Annotated in this window: 21 protein-coding genes; 8 read left to right on the top strand and 13 right to left on the bottom strand. The window is 66.3% G+C overall.

Going from position 1 to position 19,673, the window contains the following annotated elements; genetic code table 11:
* Positions 1 to 72: 72 nt before the first annotated feature.
* Positions 73 to 1,221 (bottom strand): acetyltransferase domain-containing protein, encoded by a 1,149-nt coding sequence (locus ACZK4Z_RS05925; protein WP_125893767.1) that lies wholly within the window; start codon positions 1,219 to 1,221, stop codon positions 73 to 75.
* A gap of 200 nt (positions 1,222 to 1,421) precedes the next feature.
* On the opposite strand from ACZK4Z_RS05925, the gene ACZK4Z_RS05930 reads away from it, so the two are divergent.
* From ACZK4Z_RS05930 to ACZK4Z_RS05940, 3 genes are all read left to right on the top strand, one after another.
* Positions 1,422 to 3,386: an OPT family oligopeptide transporter gene (locus ACZK4Z_RS05930; RefSeq protein ID WP_125893769.1), complete on the top strand. Its 1,965-nt coding sequence runs from the start codon at positions 1,422 to 1,424 to the stop codon at positions 3,384 to 3,386.
* 214 nt (positions 3,387 to 3,600) lie between these two features.
* Entirely contained in the window at positions 3,601 to 5,679 is a 2,079-nt protein-coding gene (locus ACZK4Z_RS05935; RefSeq protein WP_125893771.1) for an alpha/beta hydrolase family protein, read from the top strand.
* A 141-nt stretch (positions 5,680 to 5,820) separates the two neighbouring features.
* Positions 5,821 to 7,065, top strand: coding sequence for a DUF819 family protein (locus ACZK4Z_RS05940; RefSeq protein ID WP_125893773.1), 1,245 nt, complete (start codon positions 5,821 to 5,823; stop codon positions 7,063 to 7,065).
* Positions 7,066 to 7,152: 87 nt separating this feature from the next.
* On the opposite strand, the gene ACZK4Z_RS05945 is transcribed toward ACZK4Z_RS05940, so the two are convergent.
* Genes ACZK4Z_RS05945 through ACZK4Z_RS05965 form a run of 5 tightly spaced genes read right to left on the bottom strand, consistent with a single transcriptional unit; the run spans position 7,153 to position 10,177 of the window.
* Positions 7,153 to 7,632: a hypothetical protein gene (locus ACZK4Z_RS05945; protein WP_125893775.1), complete on the bottom strand. Its 480-nt coding sequence runs from the start codon at positions 7,630 to 7,632 to the stop codon at positions 7,153 to 7,155.
* A 46-nt stretch (positions 7,633 to 7,678) separates the two neighbouring features.
* A complete protein-coding gene (gene minE / locus ACZK4Z_RS05950) occupies positions 7,679 to 7,939 on the bottom strand; it encodes a cell division topological specificity factor MinE (protein ID WP_004148073.1) in 261 nt (86 codons plus the stop codon).
* 2 nt (positions 7,940 to 7,941) lie between these two features.
* Positions 7,942 to 8,751, bottom strand: a complete 810-nt coding sequence (gene minD, locus ACZK4Z_RS05955; protein ID WP_010483375.1) for a septum site-determining protein MinD — start codon at positions 8,749 to 8,751, stop codon at positions 7,942 to 7,944.
* 35 nt (positions 8,752 to 8,786) lie between these two features.
* Positions 8,787 to 9,635, bottom strand: a complete 849-nt coding sequence (minC, locus tag ACZK4Z_RS05960) for a septum site-determining protein MinC (protein WP_050509775.1) — start codon at positions 9,633 to 9,635, stop codon at positions 8,787 to 8,789.
* Positions 9,581 to 10,177, bottom strand: coding sequence for a GNAT family N-acetyltransferase (locus tag ACZK4Z_RS05965; protein ID WP_032127604.1), 597 nt, complete (start codon positions 10,175 to 10,177; stop codon positions 9,581 to 9,583). Before ACZK4Z_RS05965 ends, minC begins: the two co-directional genes overlap by 55 nt.
* A 153-nt stretch (positions 10,178 to 10,330) precedes the next feature.
* Here ACZK4Z_RS05965 and ACZK4Z_RS05970 point away from each other — a divergent pair, with 153 nt between their 5' ends.
* The 4 genes from ACZK4Z_RS05970 (at position 10,331) to ACZK4Z_RS05985 (ending at position 13,957) form a co-directional block, all read left to right on the top strand.
* A complete protein-coding gene (locus tag ACZK4Z_RS05970; RefSeq protein WP_049461775.1) occupies positions 10,331 to 11,533 on the top strand; it encodes a sensor histidine kinase in 1,203 nt (400 codons plus the stop codon).
* Entirely contained in the window at positions 11,533 to 12,174 is a 642-nt protein-coding gene (locus ACZK4Z_RS05975; RefSeq protein ID WP_006424175.1) for a response regulator, read from the top strand. Before ACZK4Z_RS05970 ends, ACZK4Z_RS05975 begins: the two co-directional genes overlap by 1 nt.
* 234 nt (positions 12,175 to 12,408) lie before the next feature.
* Positions 12,409 to 13,482 (top strand): polyketide cyclase, encoded by a 1,074-nt coding sequence (locus ACZK4Z_RS05980; RefSeq protein WP_032127602.1) that lies wholly within the window; start codon positions 12,409 to 12,411, stop codon positions 13,480 to 13,482.
* A gap of 103 nt (positions 13,483 to 13,585) precedes the next feature.
* Positions 13,586 to 13,957: a DUF423 domain-containing protein gene (locus tag ACZK4Z_RS05985; RefSeq protein WP_019659313.1), complete on the top strand. Its 372-nt coding sequence runs from the start codon at positions 13,586 to 13,588 to the stop codon at positions 13,955 to 13,957.
* A 57-nt stretch (positions 13,958 to 14,014) separates the two neighbouring features.
* Here ACZK4Z_RS05985 and ACZK4Z_RS05990 read toward each other — a convergent pair whose 3' ends face one another.
* Genes ACZK4Z_RS05990 through ACZK4Z_RS06015 form a run of 6 tightly spaced genes read right to left on the bottom strand, consistent with a single transcriptional unit; the run spans position 14,015 to position 17,037 of the window.
* On the bottom strand, positions 14,015 to 14,308 hold the full coding sequence (locus tag ACZK4Z_RS05990) for a hypothetical protein (protein WP_032127601.1): 294 nt from the start codon (positions 14,306 to 14,308) through the stop codon (positions 14,015 to 14,017).
* Positions 14,309 to 14,338: 30 nt separating this feature from the next.
* Positions 14,339 to 15,148: a M15 family metallopeptidase gene (locus tag ACZK4Z_RS05995; RefSeq protein ID WP_478451223.1), complete on the bottom strand. Its 810-nt coding sequence runs from the start codon at positions 15,146 to 15,148 to the stop codon at positions 14,339 to 14,341.
* 9 nt (positions 15,149 to 15,157) lie between these two features.
* Entirely contained in the window at positions 15,158 to 15,751 is a 594-nt protein-coding gene (locus tag ACZK4Z_RS06000) for a PH domain-containing protein (protein WP_032127599.1), read from the bottom strand.
* 3 nt (positions 15,752 to 15,754) lie between these two features.
* On the bottom strand, positions 15,755 to 15,934 hold the full coding sequence (locus tag ACZK4Z_RS06005; RefSeq protein ID WP_032127598.1) for a DUF4177 domain-containing protein: 180 nt from the start codon (positions 15,932 to 15,934) through the stop codon (positions 15,755 to 15,757).
* Positions 15,931 to 16,110 (bottom strand): type II toxin-antitoxin system antitoxin, encoded by a 180-nt coding sequence (locus ACZK4Z_RS06010; protein ID WP_065178114.1) that lies wholly within the window; start codon positions 16,108 to 16,110, stop codon positions 15,931 to 15,933. Before ACZK4Z_RS06010 ends, ACZK4Z_RS06005 begins: the two co-directional genes overlap by 4 nt.
* Positions 16,111 to 16,155: 45 nt before the next feature.
* Positions 16,156 to 17,037: an SPFH domain-containing protein gene (locus tag ACZK4Z_RS06015; RefSeq protein WP_125893781.1), complete on the bottom strand. Its 882-nt coding sequence runs from the start codon at positions 17,035 to 17,037 to the stop codon at positions 16,156 to 16,158.
* A 137-nt stretch (positions 17,038 to 17,174) separates the two neighbouring features.
* Here ACZK4Z_RS06015 and purT point away from each other — a divergent pair, with 137 nt between their 5' ends.
* Positions 17,175 to 18,362: a formate-dependent phosphoribosylglycinamide formyltransferase gene (purT, locus tag ACZK4Z_RS06020; RefSeq protein ID WP_125893783.1), complete on the top strand. Its 1,188-nt coding sequence runs from the start codon at positions 17,175 to 17,177 to the stop codon at positions 18,360 to 18,362.
* A gap of 71 nt (positions 18,363 to 18,433) precedes the next feature.
* Here purT and ACZK4Z_RS06025 read toward each other — a convergent pair whose 3' ends face one another.
* Positions 18,434 to 19,639 carry an endonuclease/exonuclease/phosphatase family protein gene (locus ACZK4Z_RS06025; RefSeq protein ID WP_125893785.1) on the bottom strand — a complete coding sequence of 402 codons (1,206 nt, stop codon included), beginning with the start codon at positions 19,637 to 19,639 and terminating at the stop codon, positions 18,434 to 18,436.
* Positions 19,640 to 19,673 lie beyond the last annotated feature (34 nt).

A 19,673-nucleotide genomic window follows, 5' to 3' on the forward strand; every position in this document is an offset into this window, starting at 1 on the left:
TTATAGGCCTGTGGCCCGATCCGCTTTCAGTAGATCCACGCCATGCGTGGATTGCCGGACTGGCCTGGGCGATCACAGGTACCGCAACCACGCCAGGTCACGCCTTCGCGCCTTGAACCGCGCGAATGCCCGGGTCGGCGGGTACAGCACCACCGCCAGCGCGCAGGCCACCAGCAGCAGGCCGCTGACCGAGTCCAGGGCATACAACTCGCCATGGGTCGGCCCCCAGGCCGCCAGCGCGCCCAGGTACAGCGCCTTCAGCACATACAGGTGCAGCAGGTAGAAGAACATCGGCGCGGCGCCGATATCGGCCAGCGGGCGCAGCGCACGCGCCAGTGGCGGCCATTCGTACAGGCGCAGCAGCAACAGCCCTACGCCCAGAGTCAACAGCAGGAACTGCAGCGACGGCGGGTACTTGGTGATGTTGAGCACGCTCATCCAGGTGCGCAGCGCGCTGGTCTGGTACTGCCACGGTGCATCTCCATATTGGTTGGCGAACCGCAGCAGCGCGAACATGGCCAGCGCACCGACGCCTGCCCACAGCAGCCAGTGCTGGCGCTGCGTCGGGTCGCGCTCGCGGGCGAACCACGGTCCCAACAGATAACCCAGAGCGATCACCCCGATCCACGGCAGCACCGGATAGGAGGTGCGCAGGCGCAGCGCGCCGGCCTCGATCCAGTCGCGCTGGTGCAGCACTTTCCACAGCACCGCCAGCAGGCCATTGCCTTGCACCCGTAAGCCGTCGAACAGGTTGTGCCCGGCCACCACCGCGATTGCCAGCACCAGCAGGGCCGGGCGTGGCAGCCACAGCAGCCCGGCCAGCGCGATCATGCTCAGCCCGATGGCCCAGATCACCTGCAGGTACAGGGTTTCCGGCGGCAGCTGGAAGGTCCAGGCGAAATTCACCAGGGTCAGTTCCAGCACGACCAGGAACAGCCCGCGCTTGAGCAGGAACGCGGCCGTGGCCCGGCGCGGATCCGCCTGGCGCTGGCCGTACAGCCAGGCCGACAGGCCGGTCAACAGGACGAACACGGGTGCGCACAGATGCGCCAGCAGACGGCAGGCGAACAGCGCAGGGGAGACCGTCGCTGCGTCCATCGGGTCGCTTACCTGATGCTGCAGGAATAAGGTCTCGCGCACGTGGTCGAGCAACATCAACAGCATCACGGTGCCGCGCAGCTGGTCGATGGAGGCCAGGCGAGAGGAGGGGGAAGGGGGCATGCGATGCAGTAACAGCAAGGTAGCGTTAAGATATAACATATCATTTGCTGTGCGCCCAGCCGGACTTTGCCGGGTCGGTCGATTGCCGGTCCACGTACTGGCCCATTGCGCTGCAGCACACGCCCCCATCCTTTGGCACGCTGGACTTGATCTGCCCTGAACGCTAGCGTGGCAGGGATTTTTTGCCAGCAGGGGCTTCCATGAACCACGACGCTGCGCCAAAGCAGCTCACCTTCCGCGCAGTGGCCCTGGCCATCGTGCTGGCGGTGGTGCTGTCGGCCGCAAACGCCTACCTCGGTCTGTTCGCAGGCCTGACCATCGCCACCGCCATTCCCGCCGCGGTGATTTCCATGGGCGTGCTGCGCCTGCTGGGCGGTGGCTCCATCCTTGAAAACAACATCGTGCAGACCGGTGCTTCGGCCGGTTCGTCGATCGCCGCCGGTGTGATCTTCACCATCCCGGCGCTGGTGATCATGGGCTACTGGCCGGACTTCAAGTACTGGTGGGTGCTGGGCATCGCCGGCCTCGGCGGCCTGCTGGGCGTGTTGTTCTCGGTGCCGCTGCGCCGTTCGATGATCGTCGAAGACCCGCTTCCGTTCCCGGAAGGCAAGGCTGCGGCGGAAGTGCTCAAGGCCGGTGAGAATCCGGGCCCGGGCCTGAAGATCCTCGGCCTGTCGGCGGTGATCGGTGCCTTCGTCAAGCTGGCCGCGGAAAGCGGCATGCGCCTGATCCCGGACGCCTGGGCCACCTCGGCCTACGTCGGCAGCTCCAAGGTCACCGCCTTCATCGGTACCAACCTGTCGCCGGCACTGCTGGGCGTGGGCTACATCGTCGGCCTCAACGTCGGCATCGTGGTGGTGTCCGGTTCGATCCTGACCTGGCACATCGCCATTCCGATCTACCAGGCGTTCTTCATGAACACCGATCCGGGCCTGGCCGCCTCGGTGGCTACCGCATCCTCCACCGAGGCGGCGTTCGCCATCTGGGGCGCGAAGATGCGCTACCTGGGTGTGGGCGCGATGCTGATTGGCGGCATCTGGACCCTGATCTCGCTGCGCAAGTCGCTGCTCAACGGCGTCAAGAGCGGCTTTGCCGCTGCCCGCAAGAGCGGTGGGCCGGTGCTGGCGCACACCGAGCGCGACCTGCCGATGAAGTGGATGCTGGTGGCCCTGGTGGTCTTCGTGCTGCCGCTGCTGGCCCTGTACCAGGCCATCGTCGGCCAGTGGCACGTGTCGATCCCGATGACCATCATCATGATCGTTGCCGGCTTCCTGTTCGTGTCGGTGTCGGCCTACCTGGCCGGCTTGATCGGTTCGTCCAACAACCCGGTGTCGGGCATCACCATCTCCACCATCCTGTTCGCCTCGGCCGTGCTGGTGGTGCTGCTGGGCGCCGATGGCCTCAAGCCGGTCGGTGCCGGCGGTGCGCCGCTGGGCGCGGTGGCGGCGATCATGATCGGCGCGGTGGTGTGCTGCGCCGCAGCGGTTGGCGGTGACAACCTGCAGGACCTCAAGGCCGGCTACATCGTCGGCGCCACCCCGTGGAAGCAGCAGCTGATGCTGGGCATCGGTGCCTTCTCGTGTGCGCTGATCATGGCCCCGGTGCTGAACCTGCTGGCCACCGCCTACGGCATCGGCGTGAAGTCCGAGCTGCACCCGAACGCGCTGGCTGCGCCGCAGGCCAACCTGATGGCCTCGGTGGCCAAGGGCCTGTTCGGTGGCGAACTGCCGTGGACCTTCATCGGCATCGGTGCCGTGGTCGGTGCCGCCATCATTGCCTTCGACAGCTGGCTGAAGTCGCGCAACGCACGCTTCCGCGTGCCGGTGCTGGCCGCCGCCATCGGCATCTACCTGCCGCTGGAGCTGATGGTGCCGATCTTCCTCGGCGGCCTGATCGCCCACCTGGTCGAGCGCTTCCACAAGGTGCGCGCCGATGACGAAGAAGGCCGCGACCGCGTGCACAAGCCGGGTGTGCTGTTCGCTGCGGGCCTGATCACCGGTGAGGCACTGATGGGCATCGCCATCGCGATTCCGATCGTGGTCAGCAGCCGCGCCGACGTGCTGGCCGTGCCGTTCCACCTGCCGGGCGCGCAGTGGATCGGCCTGGCCGTGCTGTTCCTGGTGGGCTGGCTGATCTACCGCACCGGCAAGTACACCAAGGCGTAAGGGACGGGTAGTGCCGGCCGCTGGCCGGCAATCCCGGAATCCCGTGATACCCCTGGTTGCCGGCCAGCGGCCGGCACTACCGCAAACCGCGCTACGGCGCGGTTTGCTTTTTCTGGCGGCGGGGCCAACCCCGCGGGCAGCCATGACCGATGGCCTTGGCAGCCCCGGCCGCACGGGCCTACCATCGGTTTTTTGCCGTCCTGCGGAGACCCCGATGAAACTGCGTCATGCCCTGCTGCCACTGAGCCTGCTGGCTGCCCTGCCCAGCGTTGCCGCTGCCCGTGGCCTGGAAGTCCGCGACATGGTGGCCATGGACCGCGTCTCCGCGCCGGTACTGACCACGGACGGTGGCACTGTGGTGTTCGCCAAGCGCAGCGTGGACGCCAACCTGAAGGCCTCCACCGCGCTGTTCGCGCGCAACCTGCGCACCCGCGATGCGGCACCGCCCAAGCAGATCACCCCGGCCGGCTGGAACGTCAATTCCGCGTCGCTGTCGGCCGATGGCCAGACCGTCTACTTCCTCAGCGCCAGGAACGGCAGCCAGCAGCTGTACGCGCAGCCGATCAACGGCGGCACCCCGCGTCAGCTGACCGACTTCCCGGTGGACGTGGACAGCTACCACGTATCGCCGCAGGACGACCGCGTGCTGTTCAGTGCCGGCGTGTTCCAGGCCTGTGCCTCGGATCTGGCATGCACCGAGAAGAAGCTGAAGGAAAAGAAGGACGCCAAGGCCAGCGGCCAGGTGTGGGATTCGCTGTTCGTGCGCCACTGGGATACCTGGAACGACGGCCGCCGCAACACCCTGTTCGTGGCACCGCTGCCGGCAGGCAAGGCCGGGGCGGTCAAGGGCGCCTCGGCGCTGAGCGCGACCATCGACGGCGATGCACCGTCCAAGCCGTTCGGTGGCAATGACGATTTCGCGTGGTCGCCGGATGGCGCCAGCGTGGTGGCCAGCATCCGCGTGGCCGGCAAGCAGGAGCCGTGGTCGACCAACTTCGACCTGTACCGCTTCGACGCTGCGGGCAAGCAGGCGCCGGTCAACCTGACCGCCTCCAATCCGGCCTGGGATGCCGGCCCGGTGTTCAGTGCCGACGGCAAGACCCTGTTCTACCGTGCGATGAAGCGCCCGGGCTTCGAGGCCGACCGTTTCGGCCTGATGGCGATGGACCTGGCCAGCGGCAAGAGCCGTGAGATCGCGCCGCAATGGGATCGTTCGGCGGGCGGCATCACCCTGTCCGCGGATGGCAGCAGCATCTACACCACTGCCGATGACCTCGGCGAGCACCCGCTGTTCCAGATCGACGTGGCCAGCGGCAAGGCCACCAAGCTGATCGGCGACGGCAGCGTGACCTCGGTGGACGTGGCCGGCACCAGCGTGGCGATCACCCGCAACAGCCTGAAGAGCAACGACCAGGTGCTGGTCGGCCTGCTGCCGGCCGCCGGCGAAGCCATCGGCGAGCTGCGCGCGCTGACCCCGGCCGCTGGCGACGTGCTCAAGGACGTCAGCTTCGGTGACTACGAACAGTTCGAGTTCAAGGGCTGGAACAACGACACCGTGCATGGCTATGTGGTCAAGCCGCACAACTACCAGGAAGGCAAGTCGTACCCGGTCGCGTTCCTGATCCACGGCGGCCCGCAGGGCAGCTTCGGCAATGGCTGGAGCTACCGCTGGAATCCGCAGACCTATGCGGGCCAGGGCTACGCCGTGGTGATGATCGACTTCCACGGCTCCACCGGCTATGGCCAGGCCTTCACCGATGCGATCAGCCAGCACTGGGGCGACCGCCCGCTGGAAGACCTGCAGAAGGGATGGGATGCGGCGCTGAAGAAGTATTCCTTCCTCAACGGTGACAAGGCCTGTGCGCTGGGCGCCAGCTACGGCGGCTTCATGGTCAACTGGATCGCCGGCAACTGGAACGGCCCGTTCAAGTGCCTGGTCAACCATGACGGTGTGTTCGACCAGCGCATGATGGGCTACGCCACCGAAGAACTGTGGTTCACCGAGTGGGAGCAGGGCGGTACGCCGTACCAGAAGGCGGCGAACTACGAGAAGTTCAACCCGGTCAACCACGTGGCGGACTGGAAGAAGCCGATCCTGGTCATCCACGGCCAGCAGGACTTCCGTATTCCGGTCGAGCAGGGCCTGGCCGCGTTCACTGCTGCCCAGCGCCAGGGCATCGAATCGAAGTTCCTGTACTTCCCGGATGAAAACCACTGGGTGCTGAAGCCGAACAACAGCATCCTGTGGCATGACACCGTCAATGCCTGGCTGAAGCAGCACATCGGCAACTGATGACGGCAGCGCCGCCCTTCGGGGCGGCGCTTTTGTTTCGCCATCTGCTGTACCGGTGGGTGCCGACCGTTGGTCGGCACACCTTCCTGATCTGCCGCCAACAGCAGCCGGCCAGCGGCCGGCTCTACCCAGAGCGCCTGCATGCCCTCGACCGCCCTGATCCAGAACGACATCGTCGTCTTCGGTTTGATCGCCGCCACCCTGGGCGCCGTGTTCTGGACCGCCTCGCGCGAGCAGGGCCTGTGGAAACGCTTCTACACCTTCGTGCCGGCACTGCTGCTGTGCTACCTGATTCCCGGCATCTACAACACCGTCGGCCTGATCGACGGCCAGAACACCAAGCTCTACAACCCGATCGCACGCGACATCCTGCTGCCGGCAGCGCTGATCCTGCTGACCCTGGCGGTGGACATCAAGGGCATCCTGCGGCTCGGCCCGAAGCTGGTGCTGATGTACCTGGGTGCGTCCGCCAGCATCATGCTGGGTGCGGTGGTGGCGTTCCTGGTGATGCGCGCGCTGCATCCGGAAACGGTGGCCGGTGACACCTGGGCCGGCATGGCCGCACTGGCCGGCAGCTGGATCGGTGGCGGGGCCAACATGCTGGCGATGCGCGAAGTGTTCGACGTCAACGCCACCACGTTCGGCCAGTTCGCGGTGGTCGATGTCGGTGTCGGTTACGTGTGGATGGCCGCGCTGATCTTCCTGGCCGGGCGCGCAGCGAAGATCGACGCGCGCAGCGGTGCCGACACGTCGGCCATCGATGAGCTGAAGGAGCGCATCGCGCGCTTCCAGGCCGAGCACGAGCGTATTCCCAGCCTCACCGACCTGATGCTGATCGTGGCGGTGGCCTTCGGCGGCGTGGGTCTGTCACACGCGATCGGTGCGCCGCTGGCGGCATGGTTCAAGGCCAATGTCAGCTGGGCCTCGCAGTTCAGCCTGGATGCGCCGTTCGTGTGGGTGGTGGTGCTGTCGACCACGCTGGGCCTGAGCCTGAGCTTCACCCGTGCACGCACGCTGGAAGGTGCGGGCGCCTCGCGGCTGGGTTCGCTGCTGCTGTACTTCCTGATTGCCTGCATCGGCATGCAGATGGATCTGCTGGCGCTGCTGGACCGCCCGTGGCTGTTCCTGCTCGGCCTGATCTGGATTGCCGTGCACATCGCGCTGCTGTGGTGCCTGGGCAAGCTGCTGAAGGTGCCGTTCTTCTATTTCGCGATCGGTTCGCAGTCGAACATCGGTGGCCCGGCTTCGGCGCCGGTGGTGGCTGCAGCGTTCCATCCGGCCCTGGCGCCGGTGGGCGTGTTGCTGGGCACGATGGGCTACGCCACCGGCACCTACCTGGCCTACATCGTCGGCATTACCCTGCGCGCGCTGGCAGGGCAGGGCTGATGGGGTAGTGCCGGCCGCTGGCCGGCAACCAGGTAATGCTGCACGGGTTCATGAGGTTGCCGGCCAACGGCCGGCATTACCGATGCGTTACGCCACCGGCAATCCGCGTTCGATCAACCACGCCTTCGCGTCTTCGGCATCCTGCTCAAACCACGCCTGTGTCGACCCCAGCCGATACGTATACCCCCAGGCATCCATGTCGGCCATCAACCGCGCACAGCCAACGCCAGGCAGCTGCCCGGCCAGCACGATCTGCAGGTAGCAGGTGGCATCTTCCTCGGCCACCGAGTCGGTGGCGTCGGTATGCACCTGCGCACGCCGCTCCGGCGGCAGCACGATCAGGTGGCAGGCTTCGTGCAGCATCGAGTGCACGGGCGTGTCATCGCGCACGTACACGTTGCTGGCGATGATGCCGGCCTCGGGCTCGCCCCAGTAGCTGCCGGGAATCGGTTCACCGGCCGCGACGTGGTGCAGCTGCAGGCCATGCGCGGCGAGCAGGCACTGCGCATCAGCGAAGGCGATGTCGCCCACGCAGGTGATGTCCACGGCGGTTGTTGTATCGGTCATGCGGGTCAGGCAGCCCCGCCCGTGCAGGCACGGGCGGGGCAGAGCTTCAGGGTTTGTCCGGGCCTTCAGGCAGCGCCACGGAGATGTCCAGCACATCGTGCTGGCCATCCTTCACCAGGTCGACCTTCACTGCATCGACGTCGATGTTCACGTACTTCTTGATCACTTCCAGCAGCTCGCGCTGCAGCAGCGGCAGGTAATCGGGGCCGCCGCGGTTGCTGCGCTCCTGCGCGATGATGATCTGCAGGCGGTTCTTGGCGGTTTCGGCGGTGGTCTTCTTCGCTTTGAGGAAATCAAACAGGCCCATGCTTACCCTCCGAACAGCTTGCTGAAGAAGCCCTTCTTCTCGACGTTGGTGAAGCGCATCGGGCGTTCTTCGCCAAGGATGCGCGCGACGGCGTCGTCGTAGGCCTGGCCGGCTGCGGACTCGACATCCAGGATGACCGGCTCGCCCTTGTTGGAGGCGTTGAGCACGTCACCCGACTCGGGGATCACGCCAATCGCCTTCAGGCCGAGCACTTCCTCGACGTCGGCGATGCTGAGCATCTCGCCGCTTTCCACGCGCAGCGGGGTGTAGCGGGTCAGCAGCAGGAAGGCCGGCACGTCCTGGCCGGACTCGGCCTTGTGGGTCTTCGAGTCGAGCAGGCCGATGATGCGGTCCGAGTCGCGCACCGACGACACTTCCGGGTTCACCACCACCACCGCACGGTCGGCGAAGTACATCGCCAGGAAGGCGCCCTTCTCGATGCCGGCCGGGGAGTCGCAGATGATGTAGTCGAAGCCGTCGGCGGCCAGGTCCTTCAGGACCTTGCCCACGCCTTCCTGGGTCAGTGCGTCCTTGTCGCGGGTCTGCGAGGCGGCCAGCACGTACAGGTTCTCGAAGCGCTTGTCCTTGATCAGGGCCTGCTTGAGGGTCGCTTCGCCGTGCACGACGTTGACGAAGTCGTACACCACGCGGCGTTCGCAGCCCATGATCAGGTCGAGGTTGCGCAGGCCGACGTCGAAGTCGATCACCGCCACCTTCTTGCCGCGCCGTGCCAGGCCGCAGGCCAGGCTCGCGCTGGAAGTGGTCTTGCCGACGCCGCCCTTGCCGGAGGTGACTACGATGATTTCAGCCAAAGGACTTCTCCTGATGATTCTGTTTGGGTGCTGCGTCAGTCCAGCGCAGCGATCTTGATCTGGTCCTGTTCCAGCCACACCTGCACGGCCTTGCCGCGCAGGGAGTCCGGGACATCGTCCAGTACCTTGTAGTGGCCTGCAATGGCGACCAGTTCCGCATGGAAATCACGGCAGAAGATGCGTGCCGCGGTGTTGCCCTGTGCCCCCGCCAGCGCGCGGCCGCGCAGGGTGCCGTAGATGTGGATGCTGCCATCGGCGATGACCTCGGCGCCGGCGCCGACGGTGGCCATCACGGTCAGGTCGCAGTTTTCTGCGTACAGCTGCTGGCCCGAACGCACGTTGCCCAGCTGCATGCGGCCCGGCTGCGGTGCGGCGGCGTCGGCAACCTTGGCCACCGGCGTGGCCGGTGCCGGCTTCGGTTCGGCACGGGCTGCGCGACGCGGTTCCGGCGCGGGCGGCGGCGGCGGGGCCGGCTCGGCCTCGGCACGCTCGTACTGGGCGCGGAACTTGGCCAGCAGTGGCAGCCCGAGCTGCTGCGAGAGCAGGTCGACCGCGCTGGTGCCATAGGCCAGCGCCACCGGCAGCACGCCGGCACTGCGCAGGCCATCGACCAGCGCCTGCGCGGTGGCCACGTCCGGCACCTGGCTCAGGCCGCCGAAGTCGAGGATCACCGCGGCGCGGCCGAACAGTTTCGGCGCACGGGTGACGCGTTCGCGCATTTCCTGCACGAGGCGTTCGACATCAAGGGTACGGATGCGCAGGTTGGCGATGCCCACCTGGCCGATCTTCAGTTCACCGGCCTGTTCGTAATCGAAATTCACCGCCACGCTCAGGTCCCCGTCGGCCGCTGTGCCTGCGCCGGCAGATGCCGGGCACGTGTCCATGCCACATCCGGCAGCTTGCCGCCGTAGGTCTCCTGGACCCACGGGTAGCTGCACAGTTCCTTGGCCAGCATGCTGGCGCGCACGTCGACCTGCGGCATGGTGTTCTGGCCCAGCTCGCGGAAGCCGAAGCTGCCGTGGAAGAGCAGGGCGGCATCGGCGCCATGGTCGAGGAAGACTTCGCAGGTCATCTGCGGGTAGCGCAGCTCGGCAAAGCTCTGCGCGTCGGCATAGAACGCACGGCCGACGCCACCGCCACGACGGCGGCTGGCGACCACGATGCGGTCGATATAGAAGAACGGGGTGTCCAGCTGCTGCTTGAACCAGGCGAAGTTGCTGCTGTCGTGCTGGCTGTCGCTGCCGAAGCCGATCAGGAAGCCGGCCAGGTTGCCGTCGCGCTCGGCGACGCGGAAATACTCAGCGGTTTCGTAGAACAGGCGCAGGCGGGCCGCATCCAGGGGAAGGATGGCCAGGCCAGCGTTGTTGTTCAAAGCCAGGACGGAATCGAGCTCGTGCTCGCGCACGTCGCGGATGACAATCGACATTGTGACTCCGTGGGGTAACGCGGTTGGTCCGTCAAATTGGACCCTGCGCACGATTATTGCATGCCCGGGGTGGGCTGCGGCATGAACAGGGGACCTCGGATGCATGACTTCCGTGGGAGTGCGCGACGCGGGCCGGGCCCGTAGAGTGCTGGCATGTTGGGAGTCCTCAGCCATACCCGCGTCCTCCGTCTGGCCGGCCTGTTTACCTGGGTCATGGTCGGCCTGCCACTGGCGTACTCGCAATTCGAGAACCTGCACAGCCGCAGCGATATGGGCAGCTGGGCGATCCTGTTGTTCGTCGCCTACCTGTCCTTCGGCGCCGCGTACTACTGGCTGACCCGCCTCCTGCGCAGTGACAGCGACAGTCACACCACCTGGCTGGACCGCGGCCTGCTGCTGCTGCTGACGGTTTCGGCGCTGGGCGTCAGTTTCCTCAGTGGTTCGGGCCTGGGCAGCATCCTGATGATGGTGGCTGCCGGCGTCATTCCGTGGATGCTGTCGGCGCGCCTGTGCGTGCTGTGGCTGCTGGTCAGCCAGCTGGCGGTGGCCCCGGTCTATTACATACTGCTGAACTTCCCGCTGTTCGAAGCCGTGATGCAATCGCTGCTGTATGGCGGCTTTTCCATGTTCATCTTCGTGACCAGCCTTGTCGCGAGACAGCAGACCCAGGCCCGCGACGAGCAGCGCAGGCTCAATTCGGAGCTGCGTGCCACTCGTGCCCTGCTGGCCGAAAGCGCCCGCGTCAACGAGCGAACCCGCATTTCGCGTGAGCTGCACGATCTTCTGGGGCATCAGCTGACCGCACTGACCCTGAACCTCGAAGTGGCCGGTCACCTGGCCGAGGGCCAGGCGCTGGACCATGTGAAGCGCTCGCATGCCTTGGCCAAGCTGCTGCTGGGCAACGTGCGTGAGGTGGTCAGCCAGCTGCGCGAGACCGGCGCCATCGATCTGGCGGCGGCGCTGCGCCCGCTGACCGAGAACGTGCCCTCGCTGGACATCCAGCTGGAGATCGAGGATCCGCTGAACGTGGAGGACCCGCAGCGGGCCCACGTGCTGCTGCGCTGTACCCAGGAGATCATCACCAACGCGGTGCGCCATGCCGGCGCCCGCCACCTGTGGATCAAGGTGTACCGTGAAGCCCCCGACCGGGTGGTGGTGGAGGCCCGCGACGACGGCGTCGGCGCGGATATGGTCAATGTGGGCAATGGCTTGCGCGGCATGCGCGAGCGCCTGCAACAATGTGGTGGCCAGCTGCAGGTCGAAACCCGTCCCGGTGAAGGCTTCCGGCTGCGGGCGACGGTGCCGGCAACGGTGCTGGTGGCCGCCCTTACCAAGGTTCCTGAAGGAGTGCGTTGATGATTCGCGTCTGCCTGGTCGACGACCAAACCCTGGTGCGGCAGGGAATCCGCTCCCTGCTGGCGCTCGACGACGGTATCGAGGTGGTGGCCGAGGCCGGCGATGGCCGGCAGGCGGTCGAACTGATACCGCAGGTGCGCCCCGACGTGGTGCTGATGGACATGCGCATGCCGGTGATGTCCGGGCTGGAGGCGCTGCAGGTGCTGTCGCGCCAGGAGCAGCTGCCACCGACCATCATCCTCACCACCTTCGATGACGACCAGCTGGTGCTGGCCGGGCTCAAGGCCGGAGCCAAGGGCTACCTGCTCAAGGACGTGACCCTGGCGCAGCTGGTCGGTGCCATCCGCACCGTGGCCGACGGCGGTTCGCTGGTGCAGCCGGCCGTGACCCAGCGCCTGCTGTCCGGCCTGGAGCACATGCGCAACGAGTTCGTCAGCCTGGACCGCCCGGACCCGTTGACCGACCGCGAGACCGAGATCCTGCGCCTGATGGCCAGTGGCTTCTCCAACAAGGAGATCGCCAACTCGCTGGGTGTGGCCGAAGGCACCATCAAGAACCACGTGTCCAACATCCTGTCCAAGCTGGGCGTGCGCGACCGTACGCGCGCCGTACTGAAGGCGTTCGAACTCCAGCTGGTCTGAGGAAAACCTTTTCAGGACAATGACTTGAGTTCCAGTCATGGCCCTCGGGTGGGGTTGCCCCCTACTTCACGGGTATCGGTATGCGGTACCCTTCGAATTCTTTGTCCATACAAATACGCAGCCGGCAGGGAAACCGGTGCGCCAATCCCGATAAACAATGCCCGCGAAGCCTGCTAGGATTGGCGCTTCGCTTCAATCAACCCGGCCGTGGGATCGGCCCCGGAGACTCTCTGAATGACCCGTATTATCGAGTTCCTGATCGCCTTGGGGATCGTGGCTGGCCTGTTCGTCATCATTGGCGTATGTCTGCCGGGCGAGCGTCACATCACCGAAAGCATCGAGACCAACCGCAAGATGACGATCGTGTACGACACGGTCAGCAGCCTGCGCCGCTTCAAGGACTGGAACCCGCTGGTACTGCGCGATCCCGCCGTTGAACTGAAGCTGTCCGGCCCGGCCTCCGGCGTCGGTGCCACCCTCGACTTCACCTCCAAGGACCTGGGCACCGGTTCCTGGAAGATCACCGAAGCCGAAGAGAACAAGCGTGTTGCGATCGCCATCGATGACGCCACCAAGGGTCACGACAAGATCACCACCTTCACGCTGGAGCCGACCGGCAAGGGTGGCCGCAACGTCAAGATCACCCAGGACTACTCGGTGAAGTACGGCTTCGACCTGTTCGGTCGTTATGCAGGCCTGTATGTCAGCCGCCAGATCGGCGACGACATCAAGATGGGTCTGTCGCGTATGGCCAACATGCTGGCCAGCGTTCCGAACGTGGACTACCGCACCCCGGAAGCCCCGCTGACCGATCTGGCCATCGTCAATGTGCCGGCTGAAGACCTGCTGGTCGTCAACGCCGGTAACGTGGACCGCGGTCAGGACACGATCACCAAGTCCATCAAGGACAACCAGGAGTGGATCAAGCGCGTGATGGAGGCCAACGGCCTTGAAGCCGCCGGTCCGTTCCGCATCATCACCACCGATTTCGGTCAGGAGAAGTACGCCTTCGACATCGCCCAGCCGGTGAAGAAGAAGGGTGCTGAAGGTGCCACCGCTGAAGAGCTGACCGTCAAGATCGACGGCGGCGCTCCGGTCAAGTACGTGCACGTGGCCCCGCACCGTTCGGCGCATGCCGCCTACACCGGCCACATGGCGGGTCTGGACGTGGCCCGCAACGGCCTGCGTGCCTGGGCTGTGACCAACGGTTCGGAAGTGGTCGATCGCCCGTACGAAACCTGGAAGGACGGTCTGGACAAGTCGTTCACCCCGGAAGCGACCTACGACATCTACTGGGCCGTCAAGTAAGCCTCGGCTGACCCATGTAGTGTTGGACACGAAAACGCGCCGCTCATTGCGGCGCGTTTTTTTTCATCTGGCGCCCGGCAAGGGCGCTGCGCAAGGAGCCCACATGTTCAATCTCGAACGTCGCGCACGTAAGCCATCACTGCTGGCCTGCCTGGGGGCGCTGCTGGCCGCCGCCTCTATCGGCCTGTCGGCCTATGCCTCGCACGGTGTGGCCGACCCGCTGGCGCAGCAGCATCTGAACATGGCGGCGCTCTATGCGTTCGCGCATGGCGCGGTACTGGTGGCGCTCGGGCCGCGCGCGCAGGGCGCGATCGCGCACCTGGCGTTGTACGTGCTGCTGCTGGGCGTGCTGCTGTTTTCCGGCAGCCTGGTGGGCGGTGCGTTGTGGCAGTGGCCGACACGGATGGCACCGATCGGTGGCACCAGCATGATGGCTGGATGGGTGCTGCTGGCGATCAATGCGTTGAGGCGGTGACGGTCGCAGGGCTGTCGCTCCGATCCATGCCGATGCGATCGTGATGGTCCATGGGCGTTACTTTTCTTTTCGCGCGAAAAGAAAAGTAACCAAAAGAAACGCGCCGCCGGCCGCGAGCCGGTGCTGCGCACCGGTCCCCTGTGCTCCTCGGCCCGTCGAGGGACGGTGCGGGAACTCGCTGCGCTCAGACACCCGCACCTCTTCGCCCTCGTCGGACCTGCGGTGCTCGGCTCGCTTGAAGGCGGACCCAACAGCTGCGCGCTGATCCGTTACAGGGGCTTCGAGCTTTGCCTTTGCCTTCTTGTCCCATTTCGTGGCGGGCACACGCGGAATCCGCCCGGACAGCTCCATGAAGTTCGCCGTGCAGCCGCCACGAGGGGCTCAGCCGTTGGCCGGTCTCCAGCACCAGTGCCAGGGTTCGTAGACGATCCCATGCGGGTTGTCGCGCGGGTAGCTCAGCTGGAAGCCATGCCCACCGGCATTCGCCTGCAGCCACGCAAACGCGTCGGTGGCTTCGAACGATTCTTCAGCCGGGGCGTCGCCCGGTGTACCGATGTCCAGCGCATGGCCGCTGTGGTGTTCACTGAAACCCGGTGCGGCATTCACCTTCAGGATCTCCGCCACGCTCAGGCCGCGCGCCAGCTTCCGTTCGAAGATGCCCAACTGGTAGGCATGGCTGCGGAAGCCGGAGATGGCGTCCAGCGCAATGCCATCCTGTGCCGCATGCAGTCGCATCCGTCGCCAGCCCTGCGCGGCGCCACGGCGCAGCCACAGCGGGCGGGCGAAGCGATCGCGGCCGGCAAAATGCAGCAGGCAGGGTTCGGGTTCCAGCGGCAGGCCGCTGTGGTCGGCATAGCGCTGTGCATCCAGGCCAAGCTGCTGCAGGCGCTGCTGTAGCCCCGTCAGCGGCAGCCACTGATCTTCCAGTCCGGCGCCGAAGGGCCGTGCAGCCGCGGCATCCAGCAGCGCCAATGCTTCCTCGACCCCGGGTTCGCGCGGCAGGTGCGGCACCATGGCGTGCACACCCTGCGCCAGTACCGCCGCCAGATAGCGGCCATCGCGCTTGCGTCGCAGCACCCAACGCGCCTGTGACAGCAAGCGTGCGTCCTGGTTGCTGCGCGCGCGCAGCAGGTCGGCAGGCCACAGTTCGATGGCCTCGGTATTGATCAGCAGGGGCGGGCGTCGTTGCATCGCCTCAGCTTACTGCCGTGGTGCCGACGCGGCCACCTTGCGCAGCGCATCGAGCAGCGCCTGCGGCCGGTCCACGCTGAGCAGCAGCGTGCTGCCATCACTGACCGGCAGGGCGAGGACACGCGCACGGTCGGTGACCAGCGCGAAGCCCTTGCCGCCACCCTGCAGGCGGAAGTGGCCCGAGTAGAAGCCCGGCATTGAATAGCCATTGGTTTTGACACGGATGCCATAGCGGCGGTCACGCTGCAGGTCGACCACCTCGGCCTGGTCCAGCCGCAGCTGCGCCACCGGCACGCGCCGCCGGTACATCGTCGAGCGCACGTCCAGCACGTTGCCGGCCAGCTCCACCCGGCGACGGAAGAAGGCGGCCCCCAGCCCGACAGCGAGTACAGCGATGACGATCAGGCTCCATGCCGCACTGCCGCCCATCCGGAACCAGGGCGGCGACAGCGTTACTTCGATCCAGGGTGCGTTCGCCGGTGCCTTGTACAGCTGCGCATACAGGCAGGCCACGAAGGCAGCCAGCAGCGGCAGCACGATCCACAGCACGCGCAGCGGCGAACTCTCGGCCACGTCAAAGGGTTTCGGGTCACTGCCGCCCATGGTTCAGGCCTCCTTCTTGAACACCAGCATCGCCGGGCGCATCGGCGCCGGGATGATGATGTTGACCAGCTCCCAGCCCAGCTGGCCCTGCCGGCTCAGCTCGGCCTGGACATCCTCGGCCTTGAGTACGCCCATCATGGAGGTCTTGACCTCGATGGTCTGGTAGCTCCAGCGCTTGCTCATTCCTTGTCCTCCGACGATGGCGTGGGTTTGGGCAGGCGTCCTGCCTTGCGCAGCGCGTCGCGCAGCACGTATTCGATCTGAGCGTTGAGGCTGCGCAGTTCGTCATCAGCCCAGCGCTGCGCCGCGGCCAGGACCTCGGCATTGATGCGCAGCGGATAGGCTTTCTTCTCACTCATGGGGGCTCCTGGCGGGGCGGTGGGGCGCCCCGTTGCGAGGGTGGCTCAGTACAGCGAGCCTGCATTGACGATCGGCTGGGTGCCGCGGTCCGAGCACAGCACGGTCAGCAGGTTGCTGACCATGTGCGCCTTGCGTTCCTCGTCCAGCTGCACCACGCCGTTCTTCTGCAGTTCGACCAGGGCCATCTCGACCATGCCGACCGCACCGGCAACGATGCGCGTGCGTGCGGCGATCACCGCGTTGGCCTGCTGCCGCTGCAGCATCGCCTGGGCGATTTCAGCGGCGTAGGCGAGGTGGCTGATGCGCGCATCGATCACCTGCACGCCGGCGTCGGCCAGGCGCTCGGCCAGTTCGTTCTTCAGGTGCTGGGAAATCTCGCTGGCATGACTGCGCAGGGCCAGCTGGCCATCCTCATGCTGGTCGTAGGGGTAGCTGGTGGCCATCGCGCGCAGCGCCGATTCGGACTGGATGTGCACGAAGCTCTCGTAGTCGTCCACGTTGTAGACCGCCTCGGAGGCATCGACCACCTGCCAGACGATGACCGCGGCGATCTCGATCGGGCTGCCGTCCAGCTCGTTGACCTTCAGCTTGCCGCTCTCGAAGTTGCGCACGCGCTGGCTGACCCGGCGCTTGGCGTAGAAGGGGTTGTTCCAGCGCAGGCCGTTGTCCTTCACGGTGCCCACGTATTTGCCGAACAGGCTCAGCACCGCCGCCTGGTTGGGCTGGACGGTGTACAGGCCGGCCAGGGCGAAGATCGCCAGCGCCGCCACCAGGATGCCGGCCAGCATCAGCAGCAGGTTGGGGGAACCGGTGCTGGCCTTGGCTGCTACCCCCAGTACGAACAGGGCGCCGCCGGCGAGGGCGACAAGCAGGGCGCCGGCCAGCGTGCCGAGGCCGTTGAGCGAAGACAGCGACTTCTCTTTCATGGCGGTACGTCCTTGAGGGTTCGGAATGAAGATATCAAAGTGATATCACTTATAGACTACCGTTCGTCGGATGCCGTGGCCGGGACGGTCGGCCAGCTAGAATGCCCACCCGCCTTCACATCGCTGCTGGAACCGCCATGGCCAAGCTTGGAACTCCGTTGTCCCCCTCCGCCACCCGCGTGCTGCTGCTCGGCTCGGGCGAACTCGGCAAGGAGGTGGCCATCGAGCTGCAGCGGCTGGGCGTGGAAGTGATCGCCGCCGACCGCTATGCCGATGCCCCGGCCATGCAGGTCGCGCACCGCTCGCATGTGATCGACATGCTGGATGCGATGGCCCTGCGCGCGCTGATCGCCCAGGAGCAGCCGCACCTTGTGGTGCCGGAGATCGAGGCCATCCATACCGAGACCCTGGTCCAGCTGGAGCAGGAGCAGGGCCTGCGGGTGATCCCGACCGCGCGCGCCGCACGCCTGACCATGGACCGCGAAGGCATCCGCCGCCTGGCCGCCGAGACCCTGGGCCTGCCGACCTCGCCGTACCGCTTCGTCGATACCGAAGCCGAGTACCGCGCCGCCGTGGCCGCCATCGGCCTGCCGTGCGTGGTCAAGCCGGTGATGTCGTCCTCGGGCAAGGGCCAGAGCACACTGCGCAGCGAGGCGGACATCGCCCCGGCGTGGGAGTACGCACAGACCGGTGGCCGCGCTGGCGCCGGCCGCTGCATCGTCGAAGGTTTCATCGACTTCGATTACGAGATCACCCTGCTGACCGTCCGCCATGCCGGTGGCACCTCGTTCTGCGCGCCGATCGGCCATCTGCAGAAGGATGGTGATTACCGCGAAAGCTGGCAGCCGCAGCCGATGTCGAGCGCCGCGCTGGCGCGTGCCGAAGAGATTTCGCGCGCGATCACCGACGACCTTGGCGGCTGGGGCCTGTTCGGTGTCGAGCTGTTCGTGAAGGGCTACGAGGTGTGGTTCAGCGAAGTGTCGCCGCGCCCGCACGACACCGGCCTGGTGACGCTTGTTTCGCAGGAACTGAGCGAGTTCGCGCTGCACGCGCGCGCCATCCTTGGCCTGCCGATCCCGGTGATCCGCCAGAGCGGCCCGTCGGCCTCGTGCGCGCTGCTGGCGCATGGCGAGGGCGTGCCGTACTTCAACAACGTCGCCGCCGCCCTGCAGGTGCCGGACACCGCCGTGCGCCTGTTCGGCAAGCCGAGCGTGCACGGCCATCGCCGCGTGGGCGTGACCCTGGCGCGCGCGGAAACCATCGACGAAGCGCGCGCCATCGCGCGTGATGCCGCCGACGCAATCGGCGTCGAACTGCGCCCGTAAAGCAAAAAGGGGACGGAGGGGATTAAGTCGTTTGTGGCACAAACGACTTAATCCCCTCCGTCCCCTTTTTGTTATTTCACATCCACCCACACCAGGTGGTGGTCGCTGCCATCGGCGATCTTCGCTTCCGGGCTTTCATTGGCCGGCCAGAACACGCCGCTGCCGATGTACTCGAAACCGGTCGAGGGCAGCACGTAGTCCAGGCGCATGGTGCCGGACTTCGGGCCGAAATCGCCGGTGGCATGGAACGGTGCGCCCTTGCGCTCGATGCCCTTGGCCGCATAGGCCAGGCTGGTCTGCTCGCCACCAACGCTGCGCGGGGTGGGGTAGCGCAACACGCGGGCGTTCTCGATCAGTTCGACGATCGCCTCATGGCGGCCATCGCCGTCGACCGGGTCGTTGTTGAGGTCGCCGAGGATCACGAAGCGCGCGTCCTGCGCCAGGCCGCCGCACTGGCCCTTGTCGTCGCACAGCCACGGCTTGTCTCCCTTGGACAGGTATTCCTGCCACAGGCGCAGTTCGTCGTGGTTGCGCGCGGCGTTGCGCTTTTCCGGGCCATCGAACACTGGCGGGGTCGGGTGCGAGACCAGCGCGTGGACCACGCCGACCGGGGTCTTCACCGGCACGTCCCAATGCGACTTCGACGACAGGCGCAGCTGCGACCACACGTGGTCGTTGTAGAAGCTCTTGCCGGTGCGCGGGTCGACCGGACGGATCGCGCCCGGCATCGCGCTCCACTTCAGCAGCTGAAAGCTGCGCACCTTGGCTTCATCGATCGGGTAGCGCGACAGCACCAGCATGCCGTACTGGCCCGGGTGCAGGCCGTAGCCCCAGGCATCGTTGCCGCGGCTGCGGCCTTCGCCGCCGACCACGCCGTTGTTGTCCAGGTCCAGGCCGCTGGGCACGCCGGTGTTGACCGGGGCCAGGTAGCGGTAGGCGAAGTGCAGCGGCTTGCCGCCGCCGGGCTGGGCCACTTCCAGGTAGCGCTTCTGGAACAGGTCGGCGGCGCGGTGGGCGTCGTCGAAATCGAATTCGTTCAGCAGCACCAAGTCCGGGCGCGCCTGCTGCAGCACCGCGGCGATCTTGCGCGCGTGCTCGCTGTCGCCTTCCAGTTCCTTGATCAGGCCACCGGTCTCATCGGAGTACAGCGAGGTGTTGTAGGTGGCCAGGCGCAGCGCAGCGGACGGCTTTTCGGTCATCGCAGGTGACGTGGCGAAGGCGGGGGCGGTGGCGCCGCAGAGCAGGGCCAGGGCGAGGATCTGGGGTCGGAGGTTCATGCGCCGTATTGTGCACCCGGCCCGGTGTCAGTGG

The sequence above is a fragment of the Stenotrophomonas sp. 71799_Sma genome (assembly GCF_056482505.1).